Consider the following 20,071-nt stretch of genomic DNA (forward strand, 5'->3'; position numbering starts at 1 on the left):
ACGTTACGCAGAAAGGAAAGCCATGTCAGACGCCGCAGCTTCAGCGCTTCCGCGCAGTACCGAGCGGACGCCTTCCGGTCGTGGACGAGCAGCACTCATGATCGACTGGTGGCCGCACGAGCTAGCGGGGGACGTGACCACCGACCAGCGGACCGTGATCGCCTCCGACGGTGAGGTTTCCCGCGGCAGCCTGTATCGCCCAGCGCGCAGCGACGGTCGCACGGTCTTCTGCCTCATGCATCCCCGCCAGGATCTGCGTCAGCATCCCTTCATCCCAGGGCTGCTGGAGGCGGGACATGCCGTGTGGGCGCAGGTCAGCCGCAATGTTGGCAACGACATGCCGTTGGTCCACGAGGGCGCGATTCTCGATGTGGCCGCCGGTATGGAGTGGCTGCGCGAGCTCGGCTTCGAACACATCGTGCTGGTCGGACATTCCGGCGGCAGTGGGCTGTACTCGTTCTACACAGAGCAGGCACTGACCGAACCCTCCGCCCGGATCGCGCGGACCCCGGGTGGCACGCCGACCAAGCTGGTTGAGGCTCCGATGCCGGCACCCGACGGCCTGGTGCTGGTGGCGCCCCACCCCGGGCAGGGCAGGCTGCTGTTGAACGCGATCGACCCTTCGGTTGCCGACGAGAACGATCCGTTCTCGGTCGTCGAAGAGCTGGATCCGTTCAGTCCTGCCAACGGGTTTGGTGATGCGCCGGAAGGGTCGCACTATTCGCCCGAATTCGTGGACAGGTACCGGCAAGCTCAGCGTGATCGGGTCGCCCGGATCGACGAGCATGCGCGGCAACTGATCGCCGACCAGCTTGCCGCTCGTAAGAAGGTGAAGTCCGGCGCGGGTACCGAAGCGGACCGTCGGCGCAGCATCCTGACGCCGGTGATCACCTCCTACCGCACCGACGCGGACCTGCGCTGCACCGACCTGAGCCTAGATCCCTCGGACCGGCACTACGGCTCGGTGATCAGTGCACGTCCTGCCGTATCCAACTACGGCGTCAACGGATTCGGTCGGCTCACTACGCCGGAAGCCTGGCTGTCGACCTGGTCGGGGCTGTCATCCAACGCGTCGGTGGAGCGGTCGCTGGCCGGCGTCACGGTGCCAACCTTGGTCATCGAGTTCACCGGCGACGTATCGGTCTTCCCAAGCGACATCGCGACCGCACTGCAGGCATCGGCGGCGACCGATGTCGGGCACGTGCGTATCCGTGCAGACCACTTCGGGCGAGCCCTCGCCTCGGGAGAACCGGCCGGTGTCGGTTCGGCGATCAGCGAAATCGTCACATGGACCCAGGAGCGTGCAAATTGACCGACTCGACCTTCACCGAGGATGACATCGTCGTCTACCCGCGGGAATTCATCGATCGGTACCGCGTCGCCGGAGCGTGGCGCGACCTCACCATCGCACAGGAATTCCGCGCGGTCGCCGATCGCTTCCCCGATCGCCCGGCCGTCGTCGGACCCGATCTGGAGCTCAGCTACGCCGAACTCGACCGTCGTGCCGACCGGGTAGCGGTCGGCCTGCAAAAGCTGGGTGTCCGCCCCGGCGACCCGGTGCTGCTGCAGCTGACGAACCAGACCGCGACCGTGCTCATCTGGTACGGGCTGCTCAAGGCGGGTGCGATTCCGGTGGCCACGCTCGCCCTGCACCGTCGGCACGAGATCACGGCAATCGCACGTCAATGTGCACCGGTCGTACACGTCATCGACCCCACCTTTGCGGGACATCAGCTGCGGGAACTCGCTGCCGAGGTGCGCGCGGAGCAGCCGTCAGTGCGACTGCTCGTCACCGTCGGCGGCGGTGCACCCGAGGCCGGCGAAACCTCCCTCGACTCACTGCTGGCCGCCGACATCGACCCCGCGGTAGCACGCAACATCGTCGACGAGATCCAGGCGGGCATCTCGGCCGAGAGCGTCGGCGTGCTGCAGCTCTCCGGTGGCACGACGAGCATTCCCAAATTGATTCCCCGGTTGCACACCGAGTATTGGTACAACTCACGTGAGTGGGCCGAGGCCGTGTGCATCGACAGCGCCAGTTGCACAGCGCACTTGCTACCCATCGTGCACAACGCGGGGGTGGTCTGTGCCATGCATGCGGCGCACGCCGTCGGTGCCTGCGTGGCGACGTGTATGCCGGACGCCGAGCAGTTCAAGGCTTTGGCGAAATCGCATCCGATCACGCACATGTTGGCGACACGGCCGATCGTGGGGCTGATCGACTCCGATCCGGAGTTGCGGGCGGCCCTCGACACCTTGCGCGTCGTCGTCTGGTCGGATCGCGCGGTGCCGCCCGCGGTGGTCGACGAATTCGAAACCGAATCCTGCCGAGTCACGCAGATGTTCGGCATGGGGGAGGGGCTGTGCTTGGTCACCTCGGTCGAGCTCTCCACCGAGCTTCGGCACCACACCCAGGGCACCCCGATCGCGCAGTGCGACGAGGTGCGCGTGCTCAAACCCGGCACCGAGGACCCGGTCCCCGCAGGCGAGCTGGGCGAACTGTGCGCGCGTGGTCCGTACACCATCCGTGGCTATTTCCGTGCCCCGGGGCGCAATGCCGCGGCGTTCACCTCCGACGGCTTCTACCGCACCGGCGACATCGTCGTCGAAAGGCGCGATGGGGGTCGGTCCTACTACCGCCTCGAAGACCGGATCAAGGACCTGATCAATCGCGGCGGCGAGAAGATCAACGCCGAAGAAGTGGAGACGGTGCTGATCGACCATCCCGCGGTGGAACGGGTGGCCGTGGTGGCGATGCCCGACGAGCGGCTGGGCGAACGCAGCTGTGCGTTCCTGGTAGTGCGCGAAGGTGCGCCGGCGCCCGATCTCGCCGCTGTCAAGCGGTACTTCGAGGCGCGAGGCGTGGCGAAGTACAAGTGGCCGGAGCGTATCGAACACCGGAAAGTCCTGCCGCTCACCAACATTCACAAGGTAAACAAGGCGACCCTGCGGCAGGAAATCGCCGAAATTCTGGAGGCGGAGGGAGACGCGAGCAACGCCGTGCCATCAAGTTGACGACATATGCGTAGAGAGTTTAACGTATGTGTAGAAACTATCTCACCGCGACGGGCGATGCGCGCATTCGGCCCGTCGTTCAGCCAGGAGGTCGAAGATGTCCCCAATCGGCATTGAACGAGTGAACTACATTGCGCTCAACGCCAAGGATCCCGAGGCAGCGGCGAAGTTCGCCGCCGAGCGGCTCGGTTTCACGCTTGAGCACGCATCCCCGGACGGCACGCATTACCTGAGTGCGCACGGCGTCGACAGGTACTCGCTGGTGTACAAACCCGGCGATTCGCACGGCCTGCACCACGTGAGCTATCTGGTCGGCGACGGAGCCGTGCTCGAGGCAGCCGAGACGCGACTGACCACCGCAGGAGTCGACGTCTCGCGCCACGAGGACGGCGAGTGGGAAGCCAATCCGGCCATCCGGTTCAGCACACCCGGCGGACACCTCATCGAGTTCACGACCGGAGTTCACACCGACATCCCGGTCTCACACCTCGTGGAGGCGCCCAAGTCCGGTGGCGCGGTTCCGGTCGTGCCCGATCACGTCGGAATCGGCACTCCCGACTTCGACACCGAGGACAAGTTCCTCGGCGATGTCCTCGGTCAGCTGCACTCCAGCCGCATTTTCGCGGGCGGGGAGCAGATCATGACGTTCCTGCGCTCGCCCGGCCGATTCCTCTACCACGACGTCGTGCTGGTCCGTACGCCGGTGACCGCGCTTCACCACATCCAGTTCAGTCTCAAGACCGTCGACCAGTTCTACCAAACGGCAACGGCGCTGGAGGCCAGCGGCGTGCAGATCGAGTGGGGTCCATTGCGGCACGGGCCTGGCCACAACATCGCCATGTACTTCCGCGATGCCGAAGGCTATTGGTTCGAGTACTCCGTCGAGGAAGAGATCATCCTGTACGACCCGACGTACGTGCCGCGATCCTGGTCTGTCGACGACCCGCACGCCGTGGACGAATGGGACACCGGCGCACCGCCGGCCGAGCTGATGGGCGGTCCGCCGCCAACCGACGCCCTGCTGGGCACTGACCTCGACGAGACGTTCAGCGCCACTCCCGCAAACCAGAGTTGACCGCGCCGTAAGCAAGGAGGCCCAGTAATGGCCGGCACCACAATCGGATTCGTCGGGCCCTTCGCATGAGGCTGGTTCGGGTTGCCGGGTCCGGTACCGGGATCGTCATCGACGTCGGCGGCGTTGCGTACGTCGCCGACGTCGCGACGGGAGCCGCCGCGCTCTCCGCCGAGCGGAGCGCGGTGGCGGATGGATTGTCCGCGCTGTTGAGCGATCCCGCGCAGAGCTGGCGTCCGTTGATCGACGACTGGGAATCGGCGCGCGGGGCATTGCTCGAACTGTCCGAGGTGGCGCTCGACGAGCTCGCCCTTGGCCGAGACCGCTTGGGTGTGCGCGCGATGGCCGAGCTGGACCTCGACCCGCCCCTGCCGGACCCCACCTCCCGAATCTTTGCCGCCGGCGGCAACTTTCCCATGCACGCCTCGAAAATGGTGACCAACACGGTGAAGTCGAGCTCGATCGGCGGCCAGACCGAGACGGTACCGTGGGGGTTCTACGTGATACCCGGCACCGTCGTCGGCGACAAGGCGACGGTTACCCCGCCCGAGAGCACGCAAAAGCTCGACTATGAGGCTGAAGTCGGCGTGGTGCTCGGCGGCGGAGAGCACCACCCGGGCAGCGACGAGATCTCGGTATGGGGCTATACGGCGTGGAACGACTTCAGTATCCGCGACGGCGCGCTCGGGCTGACCCGGGTCGACCACGGTCCTCTGACGTGGTCGCTGACGAAGAACTTCCGCACCGGACATAGCTGCGGTCCCTGGATGGTGGTCGGGAGCGACGTCGACACCGAAGCGCTGAGCATCTCCTGCCGTGTCAACGGCGAGACCAGGCAGGACGGGACCACGGCGGACATGCAGTTCTCGTTCGGCCGGATGGCGGCGCACATCGCCGAGTACGCACCCATCGGCGGTGGCGACATGATCCTGTCCGGGACTCCTGCGGGCGTCGCAATGGAACAGGGGATCGACGGGCCGTATCTGAAGGACGGCGACCGCGTGGAAGTGCTCGTGCAGGGCGTCGGCGTCCTCCGCAACCAGATCAAGATGGCCTAAATAGCCGGCCGAAAGGCCTGATGTCGAGGGTGACAGCAGGTTTCGCGTTGGATGCTGGCCATTGCGGCCTAGACAAGGGAATGGACACCATGACTCGACGCGTGGACATCATCGGTGGCGGGCCGGGCGGCGCGCTTGCCGCTCGATTGCTCGCATTGCGGCACCCCGACTGGCGGGTCCGGCTGTTCGAACGGCTACCACCGGATGACACGTTCGGCTTCGGTGTCGGACTGACTCACGGTCTGGTCAGCTCGTTGGGCGCCGCGGATCCCGAAGTGCTCGAGCGCGTGACAGCGGAAGTGTTCTCGTTCCAGGGCGCGTCGTTCGACTTACCGCAGGGGCCGGTGCAGTTCGGGCAATTCCACAGCGGCGCGCTGCGGCGGTCCAAGCTGCTGCGGATCCTGCTCGACAGCGCTGTCGAAGCCGGAGCCGAGGTCGTGATCGGCCGGTCCGTTTCGGTCGACGAGCTAGTCGACGATGCCGACTTGGTGATCGCCGCGGACGGGCTGTCCAGCGCCACCCGTACGAGATTCGCCGACGCGCTGGAACCCCACACCCATGTTGGTCGTGGCGCCTTCATCTGGTGCGGTGGCGAGGTCGAGCTGGACGGAACGGTCTTCATGCCGGTTGAGACACCGGCCGGCACCTTCGTGGCGCACGCATACTCCTACGATCGTGGCCTCGCTGCGCTCGTCATCGAAGCCAGCCAGGAGACGCTCGAGCGCGCAGGGTTCACCGACCGGACATGGACCTCCGAAGGCGAATCTGACGTCGAGGCACTCGAGTACCTGTCTGATGCGTTCGCCCCGCTACTCAAGGGCGGCAAGCTGTTCGGAAACCGTTCGCGCTGGGGACATTTCACGACTCTGAAGTGCGCTCGCTGGTACCACGACAACGTCGTGCTGCTCGGTGACGCCGTCGCGACCGCGCATCCTTCGCTGGGTTCGGGCACAAAGCTTGCGCTGGAGAGCGCGATCGCGCTCGCGGACGCCATCGATGCCGGCGGTGATGAACCACTTGTCCAGGCGCTGCCACGGTACGAGGCCGCTCGACGGCCGAAGATCGAACGGCTGCAAGAGGCCGCTATGCGCAGCCAGCTGTGGTGGGAGTCATTCACCATCCGAAGTGACCTGTCGCCGTCGCGGCTGGCAGTGGCGTATCTGAGTCGGGCCGGAGTGGTCTCGCTCGCCGACCTCACCACAATGGCGCCTGAGCTTGCGCGCCAGGCTGCGGCCGAGTTCGCCGGGGTAGATTTCGACGTCGTCGCGCTCGACGAGCTGGTGAGCTGGGTGTTGGCCAAGCCGCTCCACACTGATCACACGCAATTCCCGAGCCGGATCGTCTCCAATTCCGTTGGCACCGTGGCCACAGTCGACATCCGCAGCGGCGATGCGTGGAGCGCAGAGGCCGCTCAATATCTGCAGTTGGCCCACGGGAAGGTCGGCAGCGGGGCCGACGTACTCCGTCTCGTCGGCGGCCATACTCGGCCGGAAGTGCTTGACCGCCTTGCCGTGGCGGAGCGCATGCGTCACGAACTGGCGGTTCCGATCGGTGTCGAGGTCCCGGATCGGGATTTCGATCTCGCCGCGGCCGGGCTCATCGCTGGCCGTATCGACCTCGTGTGGATCGCAAGTTGACATCGATTTCGTTTGGAAAGGAAGACGTCATGTCGGATATCACCCTAAGGGCACGGATTGCGGAGCAATCGGTGATGAAGATGCTGAAAGCCGCTGTCCTGGAAGCTCGGCGGCTGGAGGCACCCGCGGGCATCGCCATCGTAGACCCCAGCGGCCTGCTGCGGGCCTGGGTTCTGATGGACGATGCAGTGCCGCTGGCAGCCGACATCGTTCCGAAGAAGGCGCGCACCGCGGTCTTCACCGGCATGCCGACTGGTGACATGCCGGCCGACCTCAGCGCCAAACTCGTTGCTGCGACCGCCGACTTCGTCGACCTGCCGGGTGGCCTTCCGATCGTGGTCGATGGACAAGTGGTTGGCGGAATTGCTGCCGGTGCCCATTCGTCCGAGGCAGACCTCGCGATCGCGCGGGCAGGGCTGGCTGCGCTCGAGCCGGCCGCCGAAGTGTGATTCAACGTACTAGGCCAATATTTTACGTAGATGTTGACCCCGTGTCGGTGGGTCGATATCCTGGCAATAGGAACAAAAAGCAGTGCTCGATGAGAGGAGGGCTCAGATGACTGAGCAGCCTGGCCACCTCGCGCGGGGAGTCGACCACGCCGCATTTCCGACGTTCGATCCCGCCGGTACGGTGCGCTTCTACCACGACATACTGGGTTTTCCGATCGTGCATTCGGTTTGCGCGGTGGGCTGGGGCCCGGCCGATCATCCCGATTTCGTCCATTTCTTCTTCGACATCGGGAAGGGCGATCGGTTGGCGTTCTTCTACTACTTCGGCGTCGAACCGTTCAGTGCTCCCGGTCAGGATGCCTACGCGACACATGGCCCCGAGATTCCGGGTTTCTTCAAGGATTCCCGTCATCTGGCGATTCACGTCGACTCCGTCGAAGCGCTCGACGAGTATCGGCGCCGACTCGAGAGCAACGACTGGGTCGTCGAGATGCAGGTCAAGCACGAGATGATCGAGTCGATCTACACCCATGACCCGAACGGTTTCATGGTCGAGTTCACCTACCCGCTGCGGGAGACGACGAAGGTGGACGACAACGACGCCGAGCTCACCGTTCGTGCGCTCATCGACGTGATCGACGAGGGCGCACCGACGATGGCGAAGATGTGGGCACGCAAGGCCGAACTGATCGTCGCGAACGTTGCCGACGAATTGGAAGGCGCGCGGAGTCGGTGATTGAACTCTACGTGCTCGACGTTCCGGAGTTCCGTGAGGTGATCGACGAGGTCAAGCAGTATGCCGACGAGGTCGATCCAGTTGGCGACTATGTGCGGTTTCGCAACGTGAAGACTTTGGTTGTAGATCGCCGTAAAGCCGGTGTGCGGCAGTCTATCTGGTACAGCAGCATCGGCGCGCTGCGTGGCGGGAAGGTCGTGCAGTTCGATCGCGACGCACTCGTGATCGAACCGGACTAGCTTGCGTTTTTTCGGATCAGAGTAGATCTCACATTGTTAGGAGTCAGTAAATGGCGGCACCAACGCGGGTCTTGTTCGATGATTTCCCCACCACATTCCGCGGTGAGTTGTTTCGGCCCGGCGACCCCGGCTATGCCGACGCGCGCACGATCTTCAACATGCGCCTCGGCCATTGGGAGCCAGGGCTAATCGCACGTGCGGCCGACGTCGACGATGTGGTCACAGTGGTCCGCTATGCGGCCGACGCCGGGACACCACTGGCGGTGCGGGCGGGCGGGCATGGCGTCGACGGTACGGCGACTCCCGACGGTGCGCTCGTGGTCGATCTGACCAACCTCAAAGAGATTTCGGTTGATACAGAGACTGGGCGCGTGCGACTGGGCGCGGGTGTGTTGCTCGGGGAGATGGACCCGGCACTGGCCGCTCATGGGCTCGTGGTTCCCGCGGGCACGGTCAGCACGACTGGTGTCGCGGGTCTGGCCCTGGGTGGCGGAGTTGGCTATCTCATGCGCCGCTATGGCGCCACTGTCGATCAGATGCTCGCGTGTGACGTGGTGACGGCAGACGGACGCAAGGTGCGCGCGAGCGCGGACGAGAATCCGGACCTGTTCTGGGCCCTGCGCGGTGGCGGTGGCAACTTCGGCGTGGTCACCCACTTCGAGTTCCAGGGGCAGCCGATTCCCGAGATCGTGTCTTCGGGGTTCATTCCGTTCACCATTGATCAGGCGCCGAAGGTGCTGGCGGGTTTGCGGTCGTACATGACGACGGCACCGCGCGAATTGGGCGTCATCGGAGCGTTGACACAGTGTCCGCCGCTGCCGCCTGTGCCGGCGGAGCTGCACGGCGAGCCGTGTTTGATGCTGATCGTCGTCTATTCGGGTCCGCAGGAGAAGGCCGACGCGGTGATCGCGGACATGGCCGCGCTCGGTGATCCTGCGTCCATCGCGGTTGCGCCGACGCCGTGGCCGATCGCGAACAAGATGCTCGACGTCATCGCCCCGTCAGGCCGGCGCTCCTACACGAAGGGCGCGTACCTGGCCGAGCTGACCGATGAGCACATCGCCATTGGCGTGAAGTACGCGAAGCTGGCGCCTCCGCGGACCAACCCTCCGATGCCGAGTTCGGTACAGAACTTCTGGGTGTTCGGTGGTGCGATCAGCGAGGACTTCGAGGAATCGTCCACGGCGTTCTCCAGGGACGCCGAATGGTTCTGGGAGGTGGCCATCCAGTGCGATGTCGCCGCCGACGACGAGCGATTCATGACGTGGGCCGACAACTTGCACGCGGAGCTCAAGCCGACCGTGCTCTCAAACGTCTACATCAATCTCAGCACGGACATGGGCCCCGAATGGCGCAGGGGCGCTTGGGGTGCAGAGGGAAAGTACGAGAAGCTGGTCGACGCCAAGACCAAGTGGGATCCGACCAACATGTTCCGATTCAACAAGAACATCGAGCCTCGGACCTGACCGGCGTCGGCAAGGGAAGCTCCAGAAGACGAGGATCGGACGGCCATGTCGACGATCGAGGAGGCGGTAGCGGCGATCGCGTCTGGTCGCCCAATAGTGGTCCTCGATGACGAGGACCGTGAAAACGAAGCCGATCTCATCATGGCCGCGGAGCACGCCACCCCCGCCGACGTCGCGTTCTTCCTGCAGCACACCTCCGGATTCCTCTGCGTGGCGTTGTCGCCGGAACGCGCCGCGACGCTGCACCTTGACCCGATGACCGCCGACAACTCCGAAGCGCAGGGCACCGCCTTTCTCGTCAGCGTGGACGTCCGGGCCGGCACGACGACGGGCATTAGCGCCTCCGACCGGGCGGCGACCAGTCGGGCGCTGGCCGATCCAGGTACCCGTCCCGAGGACCTCGCTCGCCCGGGACACGTGCTGCCGCTGCGAGCGCGGCCCGGCGGCGTGCTCAAACGGGCCGGACACACCGAGGCGGGTATCGACCTGTGCCAGCTGGCCGGAACCGGCCCGGCAGCCCTGCTGTGCGAGCTGGTCACCCCAGACCGGTTGGGCATGATGCGCGGCCCGGACGCGATCGAATTCGCTCGCCGACACGAGCTGCCGATCATCACCATCGCGGACCTCGTGCGGCATCGGCGGTCGATGACCGCCTTGGCCGAACGCTCGGGGGAGGCGACCGTCGCGACGCCCGAAGCGGAATTTCGGGTCGTCGCCTACCGGTCCGTACTGGAGGACGTCGAGCACTTGGCCCTCGTGCTGGGCGACGTATCGGGCGACGAGCCGGTGTTGGTGCGGGTGCACAGCGAGTGTCTGACCGGCGACCTGTTTGATTCGTTGCGCTGCGACTGCGGCCCCCAGTTGCAACTCGCGCGCCGGCGAATCGTGGCAGAAGGCCGCGGTGTCGTGGTCTATCTGCGGGGCCAAGAGGGTCGCGGGATCGGCATCGGCCACAAGCTGCGCGCCTATCAGCTGCAGGAGCAGGGACTCGACACCGTCGACGCCAACACCGCATTGGGGCTGCCCGTCGACACGCGCGAATACGGTGTCGGGGCGGCCATCCTTGCCGACCTAGGCGTCCGCAAGATCAGGGTGATGACGAACAACCCGCACAAGTACCGCGGGCTGGAAGGCCACGGTGTGGAGGTCGTCGACCGGGTGCCGTTGCAGACCGTCCCAACGCAGCACAACATCCGCTATCTGGTGACCAAGCGTGACCGGATGGGTCATCTGCTGGACTTCAAGGACATCACCGCATGAGCGGCGCGCCATCGCCATCAACTATGCGATTCCAAGACGGCGCCGGGGTTGAGGATGCGCTCGGGATCGAGCGCGTTCTTCACTGAGCGCTGCACCGCTAGCGAAACCTCGTCGTGCTCAACGGTTAGCCAGCGGGATTTGAGCCGGCCCACGCCGTGTTCGCCAGTGATGGTTCCCCCGAGGTCCAGGGCGCGTTGGGTGATCGCATTGAATGCACCGAGGGCGGCCGCGCGGCTGGCTGGATTGGATTCGTCGTAGATCACCGTGGGGTGCAGATTGCCATCACCGGCGTGACCGAAGACGCCGATCGTTAGATCGAACTGAACGGCAATGGATTCGATCGATGACATCAACTCCGTAACTCGTGAGCGCGGTACCGCGACATCGTCCAGCAGCCAGTTGCCTAGGCGCTCGAGCGCGGGAAGGGCCAGCCGTCTCGCCGCCAAGAGCATCGCCGACTCGGCTGGGTCGGAGCTGACCGCGACGTCAGCGGACCCGTGCCGACTGCAAATGCGCTCGACCGCTGCGAGCGTGTTTTCGGCATCGGAGTCGTCGGCTTGCATCAGCATCAGGACTGCGACGTCTCGGCCAAGCCCCATCTTGGCGAGGTCATCGACTGCCTGGACGGTGGTGCGGTCGAGGATCTCCAGCATCGACGGCGTAATACCGGATGATGCGATATCGCTCATCGCGCCGCCAGCTTCGTCAAGGCTCGCGAACGCGGCGACGAGAGTGTGCGGATCGCGTGGGGCAGGAAGGAGCTTCAGGGTTATCTCAGTGATGACGGCGAGGGTCCCTTCTGATCCCACCAGCAAATGGGTCAGGTCGTATCCGGCGACGCCCTTGGCAGTGCGGCGGCCAGTTCGCAGGATGCGTCCGTCAGCGAGCACCGCTTCTAGCGCGATGACGAAATCGCCTGTGACGCCGTATTTCAAGCAACACATGCCGCCGGCGTTGGTGGCCACGTTGCCGCCGATTGTGCTGAAGTCGACGCTACCGGGATCCGGGGGATAGAACAGTCCGGCTGCGGCTGCACGGTCGCGTAGCTCTGAGGTGATGACACCTGGTTGCGTGACCGCGATGCGGTTTACCTCATCGACCTCCACGATCGCGTTCATTCGATGCAGGCTTAAGACGATGGATCCAACGGTGGCGTTGGCGGCACCGCTGAGCCCACTACCGGCGCCGCGTGGAATCACGGGCACACCGTGGCGATGCGCTAGCCGCAGGCACTCCGCGACCTCTGCGGTCGATCGCGGCACCAATACGGCGTCGGCAATCGCGCTCTCGGTAAACAGCGAGTGATCACGGCTGTACGTAGCGACGACATCGGGATCGAGGAGCACTAGTTCGTCGGGCAGGGCTGCGATGACGGCGCTTACGGCAGCACTCGGTCGCGTGTTCATCAATGCCTCTCAGTTGCGACGTAGTGATTGCGCGTGGCGTGCCGCGTCTTCGAGGAGCGACGGAGCTCGGGGACGCAGCGACGGCACTCCGCGTGCGCTCGGCGACCTTGCTGCCGCGGCGGCGTCTCATCCATACCCTGAACTCCCATTGGAGATGCCAGCACGTGAACACGATGAGCCATCGCTCGCCGGTGCGTCCGGCACGTCGTCGACGCCTCACGTTTGCTCCTTCTTGGCGGCCGCCGTCGCCAACTGTCTACGAGTGTGACAACTTTTCGACTCGAAAGTCAACGCGCCGATTGGCGACTCGTGCGAGCCAAGGGGCCGCCGTCTTCTTCTCGGCAACCGTTTGCCGATCGAGTCGGCTATCCGAACCGCTTTCTAGCGAGTCAAATTTTCATCACACCTGTTGACGCCGTGTGGGGTATGTCATAGCCTGGAGTGCGCCGTCAAGGCGGTGTCAACGAAGAACGTGCCTGGTGGATGAGATGGATGGAGTGGCGATGTCGACGAACGCATTGGCGGGTTCGAGCGCAAACGAGGTGGCATCAACGTCGGCGGACGCCGTTGAAAAAGCGGCGGCCCTACTGCCTCACCTGCGTGACCGGACCGAAGAGGCCGAGCGGTTGCGACGCATGCCGGACGAAACGATCGAGGCGATCGAGGACGCCGGCTTGTTGATGATGGCCGCGCCCAAGCACTACGGCGGCCAAGAGGCGCCGCTAACCGATGTACTCGCCGTCTCCGAGATGTTCGGACGCGCGTCCGGTTCAGCGTCGTGGTCGATCGCGCTCTACACCGCGTCTCCCTACTTGCTCGCCAAGTTCGACGACGAAGCCCAAGACGAGGTCTACGCCAGCGGTCACCCGTTCATGTGTGGCGTCGTGACGCCATCGGCGCAGCTTGTCCCGGCGGACGGCGGCTACCGGTTGACCGGCCACTGGCGGTTCGCAACCGGCAATCGCCACGCCAAGTGGGGGCAAATGGCCGCGATGGTGATGGGGCCAGATGGCCCGCAGGGGGTCGCCTGGGTGATGGTGCCGCGAAGCGATTGGACTGCTCACGACGACTGGTTCGTCACCGGGCTCGTCGCCACGGGGTCGAGTTCGGTCAGTGTCGACGATGCCTTCGTTCCGGCCCACCGCATCCTCCACTCGGCGGACTTCGATCGCGGTATCTCGCGACGCTTCGGCGACGATCCCTACTTCGCCATCCCGATGGCGCCGTTCTTCATCGCGTGCACGTCCGCGACCCCGGTGGGCATGGCGGCCGGTGCTCTCGAACTCTTCGAAGAGCGCATCCAGAAACGGGCGATCACCTACCTGGACTATCCGACGGCGGCCGAGGCGACCGTCACCCATATGCAGGTGGACGAGGCTGTGATGAAGCTCGACCAGGCCCGGTTCCACATGGGGCACGCGGTGACGATGGCCGAATCCCTGCGCGACGCACCCGGCGACATACCAACGCGTGCGCGCCTGAAGGGAGATGTCGGTTGGTGTAGCCGGCTGGGCCGCGACGTTGTGGACATCGTGCAGAAGGGGTCAGGCGCAAGTTCGCTCAGCATCAAGGACCCCCTGCAGCGGCTGGTCCGCGATGCTCAGGCGATGTCGCTGCACGGTGTGTTGGCCAGCAACACCAATGCCGAAGTGCACGGTCGTGTGCGGTGCGGGCTTCCGCCCAACACCACCGTCATCTGATCATTTCGGCCGCGCGCCGAGTGTTCCCTGCCCGATGCCGCCGGGTGCCGCGGTGGCCAGCCCGTCGGCCGGCCGGACTGTCGTCCGCCGCGGCCCCGTCGAGAATTGAGTTCTACTGTGAGCACTGATTTGGAGCCCACGCTGGCCGAGCGGCTCGGTGTCTTCGTCGCTGAGTTCGACCTTGGCCGCAGTCCACGCCGTTCGGTCCTGATGCAGCGGGCACGCTGGCAGATCCTCGACATGCTCGGTGCCGCCTACATCGGCTGGACCAGCGAGGATCATCACGCGGCCAAGCTCATCGCCAGCCACGCAGCCGACATCGGGGTGGGCCCATGCACCGTGGTCGGCGTGCCCGGCGGCACGTCGGCACCGGTGGCAGCCTTCCTCAACGGAAGCCTGGCCCACAGCTTCGAGTTCGACGACATCCACCTAGCCACGATGATCCATTGCGAATCGTTTGCCACCGCTGCGACTTTGGCCGTCGCCGAGGAGCGTCACGCCAGCGGTTCGGCCCTGGCCGAGGCATGGATCGTCGCCGCCGAGATCGCGCTGCGACTCGCCTCCGGCATCCACAAGCTGGACGGGCTTGGCCTGTACGAGCCCGAAGGATTCCATTCGACGTCGGTATTCGGCGCTTTCGGGTCCGCCGCTGGCGCGGCCAAACTCATGGGACTGAACGCCGAGCAGACCGCCAACGCGCTAGCGCTCGTCGTCAGCTTCACTTCCGGAACCGTCGAAGGGTGGGCCACCGGCGGGGCGCGCAACAAACCGATACAGCCCGGCTGGGCCGCCCACGCAGGGGTGACCGCCGCACGCCTCGCGGCGGCGGACTACACCTGCAGCCTGGCCACCATCGACGGTCCCCAAGGCTTCTACCACTCGCACGCCTGGGGACACGAATGGAGCGCCGACCGAGTGCTTGACGGGCTTGGCGACAGTTGGCTGGCCGAACAGGTCGCCGTGAAGCTGTTTCCCTGCGGTGCCATGTGTCAGAACACCGTCGAAGGCGTCGAGGAGATCATGGACCGCCACGGCATCGGTGCAGACGACGTCGAGCGTGGCGAAATCGTGCTGCCCGCATATCTTTCGGCGGCGCTAAAGAACATGGGCGCCAGCCTGTATCGGCCACCCACCGGCACCGATGCGCTTGGCTCCGCGCCGTGCCTGGCCGCCAGGGTGCTGCTCGACGGCTACCTCGGCGTGGAACACATGACCACTGCCGCCATGGGAGACGCGCGCATGCTTGCGCTGGCCGACCGACTGGCGGTAACAGTCGACGAAGACCCGAGCCACACCAGCCTGCCCGTGGCCCAACAACCCACCACCGTCACGTTGACGACGAGCAAGGGTGAATTCTCCGCTCAGCACGGCCTGGCGGCAGGACATCCTGATCGACTCACTCAAGATGGCATCGAGCGCAAGTTCAGAGCGAACATGCGCCGTGTCAGTGACGCCGCCACCACGGAGGCGATCATGGGCCAGTGCGGCGCGCTCGAGGATGTCGAGGATGTCGCGGCGATTACCGCACTCCTTCGCGCGCCCGCGATCAGCTCTGAAGAGACCGACGCAAGGATGGCAAAATGCGATTAGCGGCCGGTGGAGAGTCGTTACCGCTTCTCCCGCAGCGAATCAGCATGCAACTCTTCGCTGACCTCGGGTTCGAGGGGTATGACCTGATCCTGCGCGGCGGCAACAGCCTGGGTGTGAAGCTCGAAGACGTCCGCGCCGACATCCCTGGTTGGGCAGGCAGATTCGATGAGCGAGTTGGCGGTGCGGGTCTCGAACTCGCTGACATCTTCTGTGTTCCCGGCAACGCGCTGCAGACGCTGGCGGTCAACCATCCCGATGCCGGCGAACGCGAACAATCGTGGGAATTGTTCGACGATGTCCTTGATCTCGCGGTTCGGCTACAAGCACCGGGAATGACCTTGCTGCCTGGAATCGATTGGGACGGAGAGGGCCACGAGCAATCGCTGGACCGTGCAGCAGACGAATTGCAACGGCGCGCTGAAGCAGCCGTCGCGCGCGGCATCCGGCTGTCCATCGAGCCCCACATCGGCTCGGTGTGCTCGACTCCCAAGGAAGCGCTCGAGCTGTGTCAACGGGCACCGGCACTGGAGTTGGCCTTGAACTACACGCATTTCACCGTGCAGGGCTTCAGCGACGATGACATCGAGCCGCTACTGAAGCATGCGCGACATTACAAGGCCCGCGGCGCTCGCCCAGGCCGACTGCAGTGCCCTCTCAAAGAGAACACCATCGACTTCGAGCGCGTCGTCGACGCGATGCAGACCCACGACTACGACGGTTACATCGCGATGGATTACGTCTGGATCGACACGGCCGGACTCAACGACATCGACGTCATATCGGAGACCTTGCTGCTGCGCGACCGGCTGCGCGCCAAGTTCGAAAACCAACCGTGGCAGTACCCGCAGCTGGCCGACATGGACTTCGGGGCGCCAGCTGCAGACGACTGAGCATCGCCCTACAGCAGGCCGAGCAGCTGCAGGTCGGTGATGTACTTGACGATGATCGCGGCGCTCACGTGCGGAATGTCCTTGTTAGGACCGATTTTCGCATCCTGAACTGCCGACCGGAACCGCTCGGTCGGAAAGATCGACCCTTGAACGGGCGGCTCCGGCCGCTGGTAGTTGTGGATCAGTGGGAGCAGCGACGCTTGGCGCTGCCGCTCGGGCAGCGCGCGGAGCGTCGTTTCGAACCGCGGCAGCCAGGCGGCGAAATCGCCAACACGTGAAATCGGATATCCCGCGTCGATGAGCCAATCGACGTACTCGTCGAGCCCGATGCCGTCGTCATACGGGTTCATCACGTGATACGTGTCGAAGCCGGCCTTGGAGTCTCGATCCGCCCGCTCGCCCAGTGTGGAGATCGCCTCGGCGATGAATTCGACCGGCAGCCCCTGGTAGTGGGCCCGCTGCCGATTGCCATCGGCGTCGAGTTCGTAGAACGAGTCGGGCGCGATCCCCGTGGCGACCAGGCTCAGCAGCAACCGGGTGAACATGTCCGGCACGTTGAGCTGGCCCGCGTAGGTGGTGTCGGCCAGGATCATGTCGCAGCGGAACACCGAGACTGGCAGACCACACAGGTCGTGCGCCTCGCGCAGCAGCACCTCGCCGGCCCACTTGCTGTTCGAGTAGCCGTTGGCATAGCTCTCGTCGAGCTGGCGCGTCGCGCTGGTGACCCGAATGTCGCCGTGCTCGGTGAACGGGCCGGGCTCCATGCCGAAGCCGACACCCATCGTCGAGACGTAGACGAATGGCTTCTGCTTGGTGGTGAGCGCGATGCGGATCAGCTCCGCGGTGCCGAGCGCGTTCGGGCCGAACAGCTGGCTGTAGGGCAGGACGTGGTTGACCAGCGCCGCGGGGTCGACGATGAGGTCGACCGTATCGGCCAGCCGCTGCCAGGTCTGCGGATCCAATCCGAGGTCGGCCTCGCCCTTGTCGCCGGCGAGCACCTCGAGCCGGTCGGCGGCCAATTCCCGGTAGTGGGCAAGGAGGTTCGTGTCTCCGCTGTCGAACGTCTTGTCCAGGCGCTCGCGGGCCGCGGCGTCGTCCTTGGCGCGGACCAGGCAGATGACCTTGCCGTCGACCAGGTCCATCCGCTCCAGCCACTCCAGGGCCAGGTATCGGCCGAGGAAGCCGGTCGCGCCGGTCAGCAGCACCGTGCGGACCTCGGCACTCGGACGAGCGAGCGACGGAGCCGCGTCAAGGGTCGTCGCATCGATGAACTTGTCCAGCGTCAGCTCGCTCGCGTGCACTTCGGTGGCCTCGCGGCCGTGCACCGCCGCGAACGTGGGCCGCTTTGTGCCGCCGGACCTTTCGGCCTCGACGTAGGCGGCCAGGGCCGCCAGATCGGTGGCCGGGCTGACGATGACGCCGACGGGCACGTCGATGTCGAAGATCTCCTGCAACAGATTGGCGAATGTCAACGCGGACAGGGAATCCCCGCCGAGCTCGGTGAACTCCGCGTCGGGCTGCAGATCAGCTGCCGCCGCACCGAGGAGTGCGCCCGCGGCCCGGCTGATGGTCTCCAGCACCGGCTGGTCGGCGCCGTGCAGGCGCAGCTCGCGGAGCTCCGTGGTCTGGCTGTCGGCCAGGTCGGTGTAGAGCTGTTCGAGCCGCTCGCCGTAGTACGCCTTGAGCTTGGGTCGCGCGAGCTTGCGGATGCCGGTGAGTAGACCGTTCTCGAGCGTGAAAGGCCTTGTCTCGATGATGAAGTCGCGGGGGATCTCGTAGGACTGCAGCCCCGCAGCTTTGGCGACATCCTGCAGCGACTCGGCGATCAGCGGCTTCAACTCGGCTGGAGGCCAGCGCAGCAGCGCCTCTTGGGTAGGCACCACGACGGCAAGCACGTAGGAGCGAGTGCTGTTGCCGTACACGAAGGTCTGCTGAACCAGCGGGCTATCACCGAACACCGCTTCCAACTTGGCGACGGCGACGAACTCGCCCTGGGAGAGCTTGAGCACGTTGTTGCGGCGGTCCAGATACACCAGCTGGTCCGGACCCAGCTCTGCCACGACGTCGCCGGTGCGGTAGTAGCCGTCGGGGTCGAACACGGCTGCGGTGACCTCGGGCCGCTTGTAATAGCCGGGGAACAGCGTCACGGACTTGACCAGCAGCTCACCCCGCGGATGGGGCCGGTCGGTGCTGAAGTACCCGAGGTCGGGAACATCGACCAGCTTGTAGTCGATCACCGGCGGGCGTGTCACCCGGCCGTCGACGAATACGGCGCCGGCCTCGGTCGAGCCATAACCGTCGACCAGGTGCACACCGAGGTAGGCGTCGAAGAATCGGCGCATGTCACTCGTCAACGGTGCAGAGGCCGTCTGTGCGGCAAGCAGGCGTGCGCCGAGCACGCGCTCTCGGCGCTCTGCCATCAGCTCGTGCTCAACGGCCACGCGCTCGACGCCTTCGCCGCTCAGCCGGTCGAGCTCACGCTGAAAGTCCTCGAACAACACGTCCAAGACACGCGGAACGAATCCCATCTGCGTCGGGCGCACCAGCGCCAGGTCTTCCAAGAACGTCGAAAGATCGCTTCGACCAATGAAATACGCCGTCCCGCCGGTGCTGAGAGTTCCGTAGAGCAGCCCGCGGCCCATGCCGTGGCTCATCGGCATGAAGTTCAGCGTGATGGCCGGCAGCGCACTTTCTTGGCCGAATCCTGCCCGGCCCGCCTGACGCCACAGATTCGTCACCAGCCGCTCGGTGTACATCGCACCCTTTGGGCTGCCGGTACTGCCCGACGTGTAGATCAGCAAAACCGACGGGTCCGCTTCTGGCGAGCTGAAGGGTTTGGCCGCAGGCAGTTTCGCCCCCCGATCGATGACCTCGGCCAGCGTCTCCACCATGACTTTGCCGCCCAACCGGTCTTTGGCGGCCGCAAACACATCGCGGTGGTCGTCGACCTCGCCGTGGAAGTCGAACACCACCAACCGCGGCGGGGCAAACCCGGCCAGGATCAAGTCAACGGCGTCGGCGAGATAGTCGACGGTCGAGGCGATCATGCTGGGTTCCGTCTCGGCGACGATGGGACGTAGTTGTTCGACTGGCGCGCTGCTCTGCAGCGGCACCGAGACGACACCCATGCTGGTCAGCGCCAGGTCGAGGACGGCGTAGTCGACACTGGTGGAGCCCAGGGTGGCCACCCGATCCCCGGGTTGGACGGCTCCTACGGGGCCCGCCGCCAAGCCGGCGGCGATGGCTCTTGCCCGATCCCAGCACTCGGCGTACGTGGTGGTCTCGAATCGTGGCAGCAGCTTGAGCGACGTACGGCCGGTCTGCGGGTCGGTCACCAACTCCGTGGCGCGCTGCCCCACGGCGGGCCGGTCGGCGTAGCCCTCCATGACCGTTTGCACGATGTGCGGTAGGCGCATCCCCGGCGCCTCGATCGCCGCGCCAACCGCCGCACTGGGTCGCGCTGCGGCGAACTGCTGATCATTGTCGTACAACTCGTCGATGCGCCGCTTCAGCTGTGCCTGGTACGTGTCGGAGTCCATCAGAGGTGTTCCCT

15 protein-coding genes are annotated in these 20,071 nt (G+C 65.2%); 13 read left to right on the forward strand and 2 right to left on the reverse strand.

Translation table 11 applies throughout. From position 1 onward, the window contains the following. The first annotated feature begins 97 nt into the window (after positions 1-97). The 10 genes from SLQ33_RS27335 (at position 98) to SLQ33_RS27380 (ending at position 10,932) form a co-directional block, all read left to right on the forward strand. On the forward strand, positions 98-1,312 hold the full coding sequence (locus SLQ33_RS27335; protein ID WP_319457043.1) for an alpha/beta hydrolase: 1,215 nt from the start codon (positions 98-100) through the stop codon (positions 1,310-1,312). Next, positions 1,309-3,015, forward strand: coding sequence for a (2,3-dihydroxybenzoyl)adenylate synthase (locus SLQ33_RS27340; protein ID WP_319457044.1), 1,707 nt, complete (start codon positions 1,309-1,311; stop codon positions 3,013-3,015). Before SLQ33_RS27335 ends, SLQ33_RS27340 begins: the two co-directional genes overlap by 4 nt. Positions 3,016-3,112: 97 nt before the next feature. Continuing rightward, on the forward strand, positions 3,113-4,090 hold the full coding sequence (locus SLQ33_RS27345) for a VOC family protein (RefSeq protein ID WP_319457045.1): 978 nt from the start codon (positions 3,113-3,115) through the stop codon (positions 4,088-4,090). A 65-nt stretch (positions 4,091-4,155) separates the two neighbouring features. Beyond that, entirely contained in the window at positions 4,156-5,145 is a 990-nt protein-coding gene (locus SLQ33_RS27350) for a fumarylacetoacetate hydrolase family protein (protein ID WP_319457046.1), read from the forward strand. Positions 5,146-5,234: 89 nt separating this feature from the next. Beyond that, the gene (locus tag SLQ33_RS27355; protein WP_319457047.1) at positions 5,235-6,782 is read left to right on the forward strand and encodes an FAD-dependent monooxygenase; all 1,548 of its coding nucleotides are present in this window, start codon (positions 5,235-5,237) and stop codon (positions 6,780-6,782) included. A gap of 29 nt (positions 6,783-6,811) precedes the next feature. Further along, a complete protein-coding gene (locus SLQ33_RS27360) occupies positions 6,812-7,231 on the forward strand; it encodes a heme-binding protein (protein ID WP_319457048.1) in 420 nt (139 codons plus the stop codon). Between the two features lie 106 nt (positions 7,232-7,337). Beyond that, the gene (locus SLQ33_RS27365; RefSeq protein WP_319457049.1) at positions 7,338-7,967 is read left to right on the forward strand and encodes a VOC family protein; all 630 of its coding nucleotides are present in this window, start codon (positions 7,338-7,340) and stop codon (positions 7,965-7,967) included. After that, a complete protein-coding gene (locus SLQ33_RS27370) occupies positions 7,964-8,206 on the forward strand; it encodes a glyoxalase (protein WP_319457050.1) in 243 nt (80 codons plus the stop codon). Before SLQ33_RS27365 ends, SLQ33_RS27370 begins: the two co-directional genes overlap by 4 nt. Before the next feature lie 50 nt (positions 8,207-8,256). After that, positions 8,257-9,672 (forward strand): FAD-binding oxidoreductase, encoded by a 1,416-nt coding sequence (locus tag SLQ33_RS27375; RefSeq protein WP_319457051.1) that lies wholly within the window; start codon positions 8,257-8,259, stop codon positions 9,670-9,672. A gap of 45 nt (positions 9,673-9,717) precedes the next feature. Beyond that, positions 9,718-10,932, forward strand: a complete 1,215-nt coding sequence (locus SLQ33_RS27380) for a bifunctional 3,4-dihydroxy-2-butanone-4-phosphate synthase/GTP cyclohydrolase II (protein WP_319457052.1) — start codon at positions 9,718-9,720, stop codon at positions 10,930-10,932. A gap of 17 nt (positions 10,933-10,949) precedes the next feature. On the opposite strand, the gene SLQ33_RS27385 is transcribed toward SLQ33_RS27380, so the two are convergent. After that, positions 10,950-12,338, reverse strand: a complete 1,389-nt coding sequence (locus SLQ33_RS27385) for an FAD-binding oxidoreductase (protein ID WP_319457053.1) — start codon at positions 12,336-12,338, stop codon at positions 10,950-10,952. Positions 12,339-12,841: 503 nt separating this feature from the next. Here SLQ33_RS27385 and SLQ33_RS27390 point away from each other — a divergent pair. The 3 genes from SLQ33_RS27390 to SLQ33_RS27400 all read left to right on the forward strand — a co-directional run bounded on the left by SLQ33_RS27390 (position 12,842) and on the right by SLQ33_RS27400 (position 16,518). Continuing rightward, a complete protein-coding gene (locus SLQ33_RS27390; protein WP_319457054.1) occupies positions 12,842-14,038 on the forward strand; it encodes an acyl-CoA dehydrogenase family protein in 1,197 nt (398 codons plus the stop codon). A 117-nt stretch (positions 14,039-14,155) separates the two neighbouring features. After that, positions 14,156-15,628 (forward strand): MmgE/PrpD family protein, encoded by a 1,473-nt coding sequence (locus SLQ33_RS27395; RefSeq protein ID WP_319457055.1) that lies wholly within the window; start codon positions 14,156-14,158, stop codon positions 15,626-15,628. A gap of 44 nt (positions 15,629-15,672) precedes the next feature. Next, a complete protein-coding gene (locus SLQ33_RS27400; RefSeq protein WP_319457056.1) occupies positions 15,673-16,518 on the forward strand; it encodes a sugar phosphate isomerase/epimerase family protein in 846 nt (281 codons plus the stop codon). Between the two features lie 8 nt (positions 16,519-16,526). Here SLQ33_RS27400 and car read toward each other — a convergent pair whose 3' ends face one another. Continuing rightward, on the reverse strand, positions 16,527-20,057 hold the full coding sequence (gene car, locus SLQ33_RS27405; RefSeq protein ID WP_319457101.1) for a carboxylic acid reductase: 3,531 nt from the start codon (positions 20,055-20,057) through the stop codon (positions 16,527-16,529). Between the last annotated feature and the right edge of the window lie 14 nt (positions 20,058-20,071).

The organism is Mycobacterium sp. RTGN6 (genome assembly GCF_033804605.1).
Taxonomy (GTDB): Bacteria; Actinomycetota; Actinomycetes; order Mycobacteriales; family Mycobacteriaceae; genus Mycobacterium.

What these genes read in the sequence shown, in the direction of transcription:
- SLQ33_RS27335 (WP_319457043.1), top strand. Translation starts at nt 98, where the DNA reads ATGATCGACTGGTGGCCGCACGAGCTAGCGGGGGACGTGACCACCGAC.
- SLQ33_RS27345 (WP_319457045.1), top strand. Translation starts at nt 3,113, where the DNA reads ATGTCCCCAATCGGCATTGAACGAGTGAACTACATTGCGCTCAACGCC.
- SLQ33_RS27350 (WP_319457046.1), top strand. Translation starts at nt 4,156, where the DNA reads ATGAGGCTGGTTCGGGTTGCCGGGTCCGGTACCGGGATCGTCATCGAC.
- SLQ33_RS27355 (WP_319457047.1), top strand. Translation starts at nt 5,235, where the DNA reads ATGACTCGACGCGTGGACATCATCGGTGGCGGGCCGGGCGGCGCGCTT.
- SLQ33_RS27360 (WP_319457048.1), top strand. Translation starts at nt 6,812, where the DNA reads ATGTCGGATATCACCCTAAGGGCACGGATTGCGGAGCAATCGGTGATG.
- SLQ33_RS27365 (WP_319457049.1), top strand. Translation starts at nt 7,338, where the DNA reads ATGACTGAGCAGCCTGGCCACCTCGCGCGGGGAGTCGACCACGCCGCA.
- SLQ33_RS27375 (WP_319457051.1), top strand. Translation starts at nt 8,257, where the DNA reads ATGGCGGCACCAACGCGGGTCTTGTTCGATGATTTCCCCACCACATTC.
- SLQ33_RS27380 (WP_319457052.1), top strand. Translation starts at nt 9,718, where the DNA reads ATGTCGACGATCGAGGAGGCGGTAGCGGCGATCGCGTCTGGTCGCCCA.
- SLQ33_RS27385 (WP_319457053.1), bottom strand. Translation starts at nt 12,338, where the DNA reads ATGAACACGCGACCGAGTGCTGCCGTAAGCGCCGTCATCGCAGCCCTG.
- SLQ33_RS27390 (WP_319457054.1), top strand. Translation starts at nt 12,842, where the DNA reads ATGTCGACGAACGCATTGGCGGGTTCGAGCGCAAACGAGGTGGCATCA.
- SLQ33_RS27400 (WP_319457056.1), top strand. Translation starts at nt 15,673, where the DNA reads ATGCAACTCTTCGCTGACCTCGGGTTCGAGGGGTATGACCTGATCCTG.
- car (WP_319457101.1), bottom strand. Translation starts at nt 20,057, where the DNA reads ATGGACTCCGACACGTACCAGGCACAGCTGAAGCGGCGCATCGACGAG.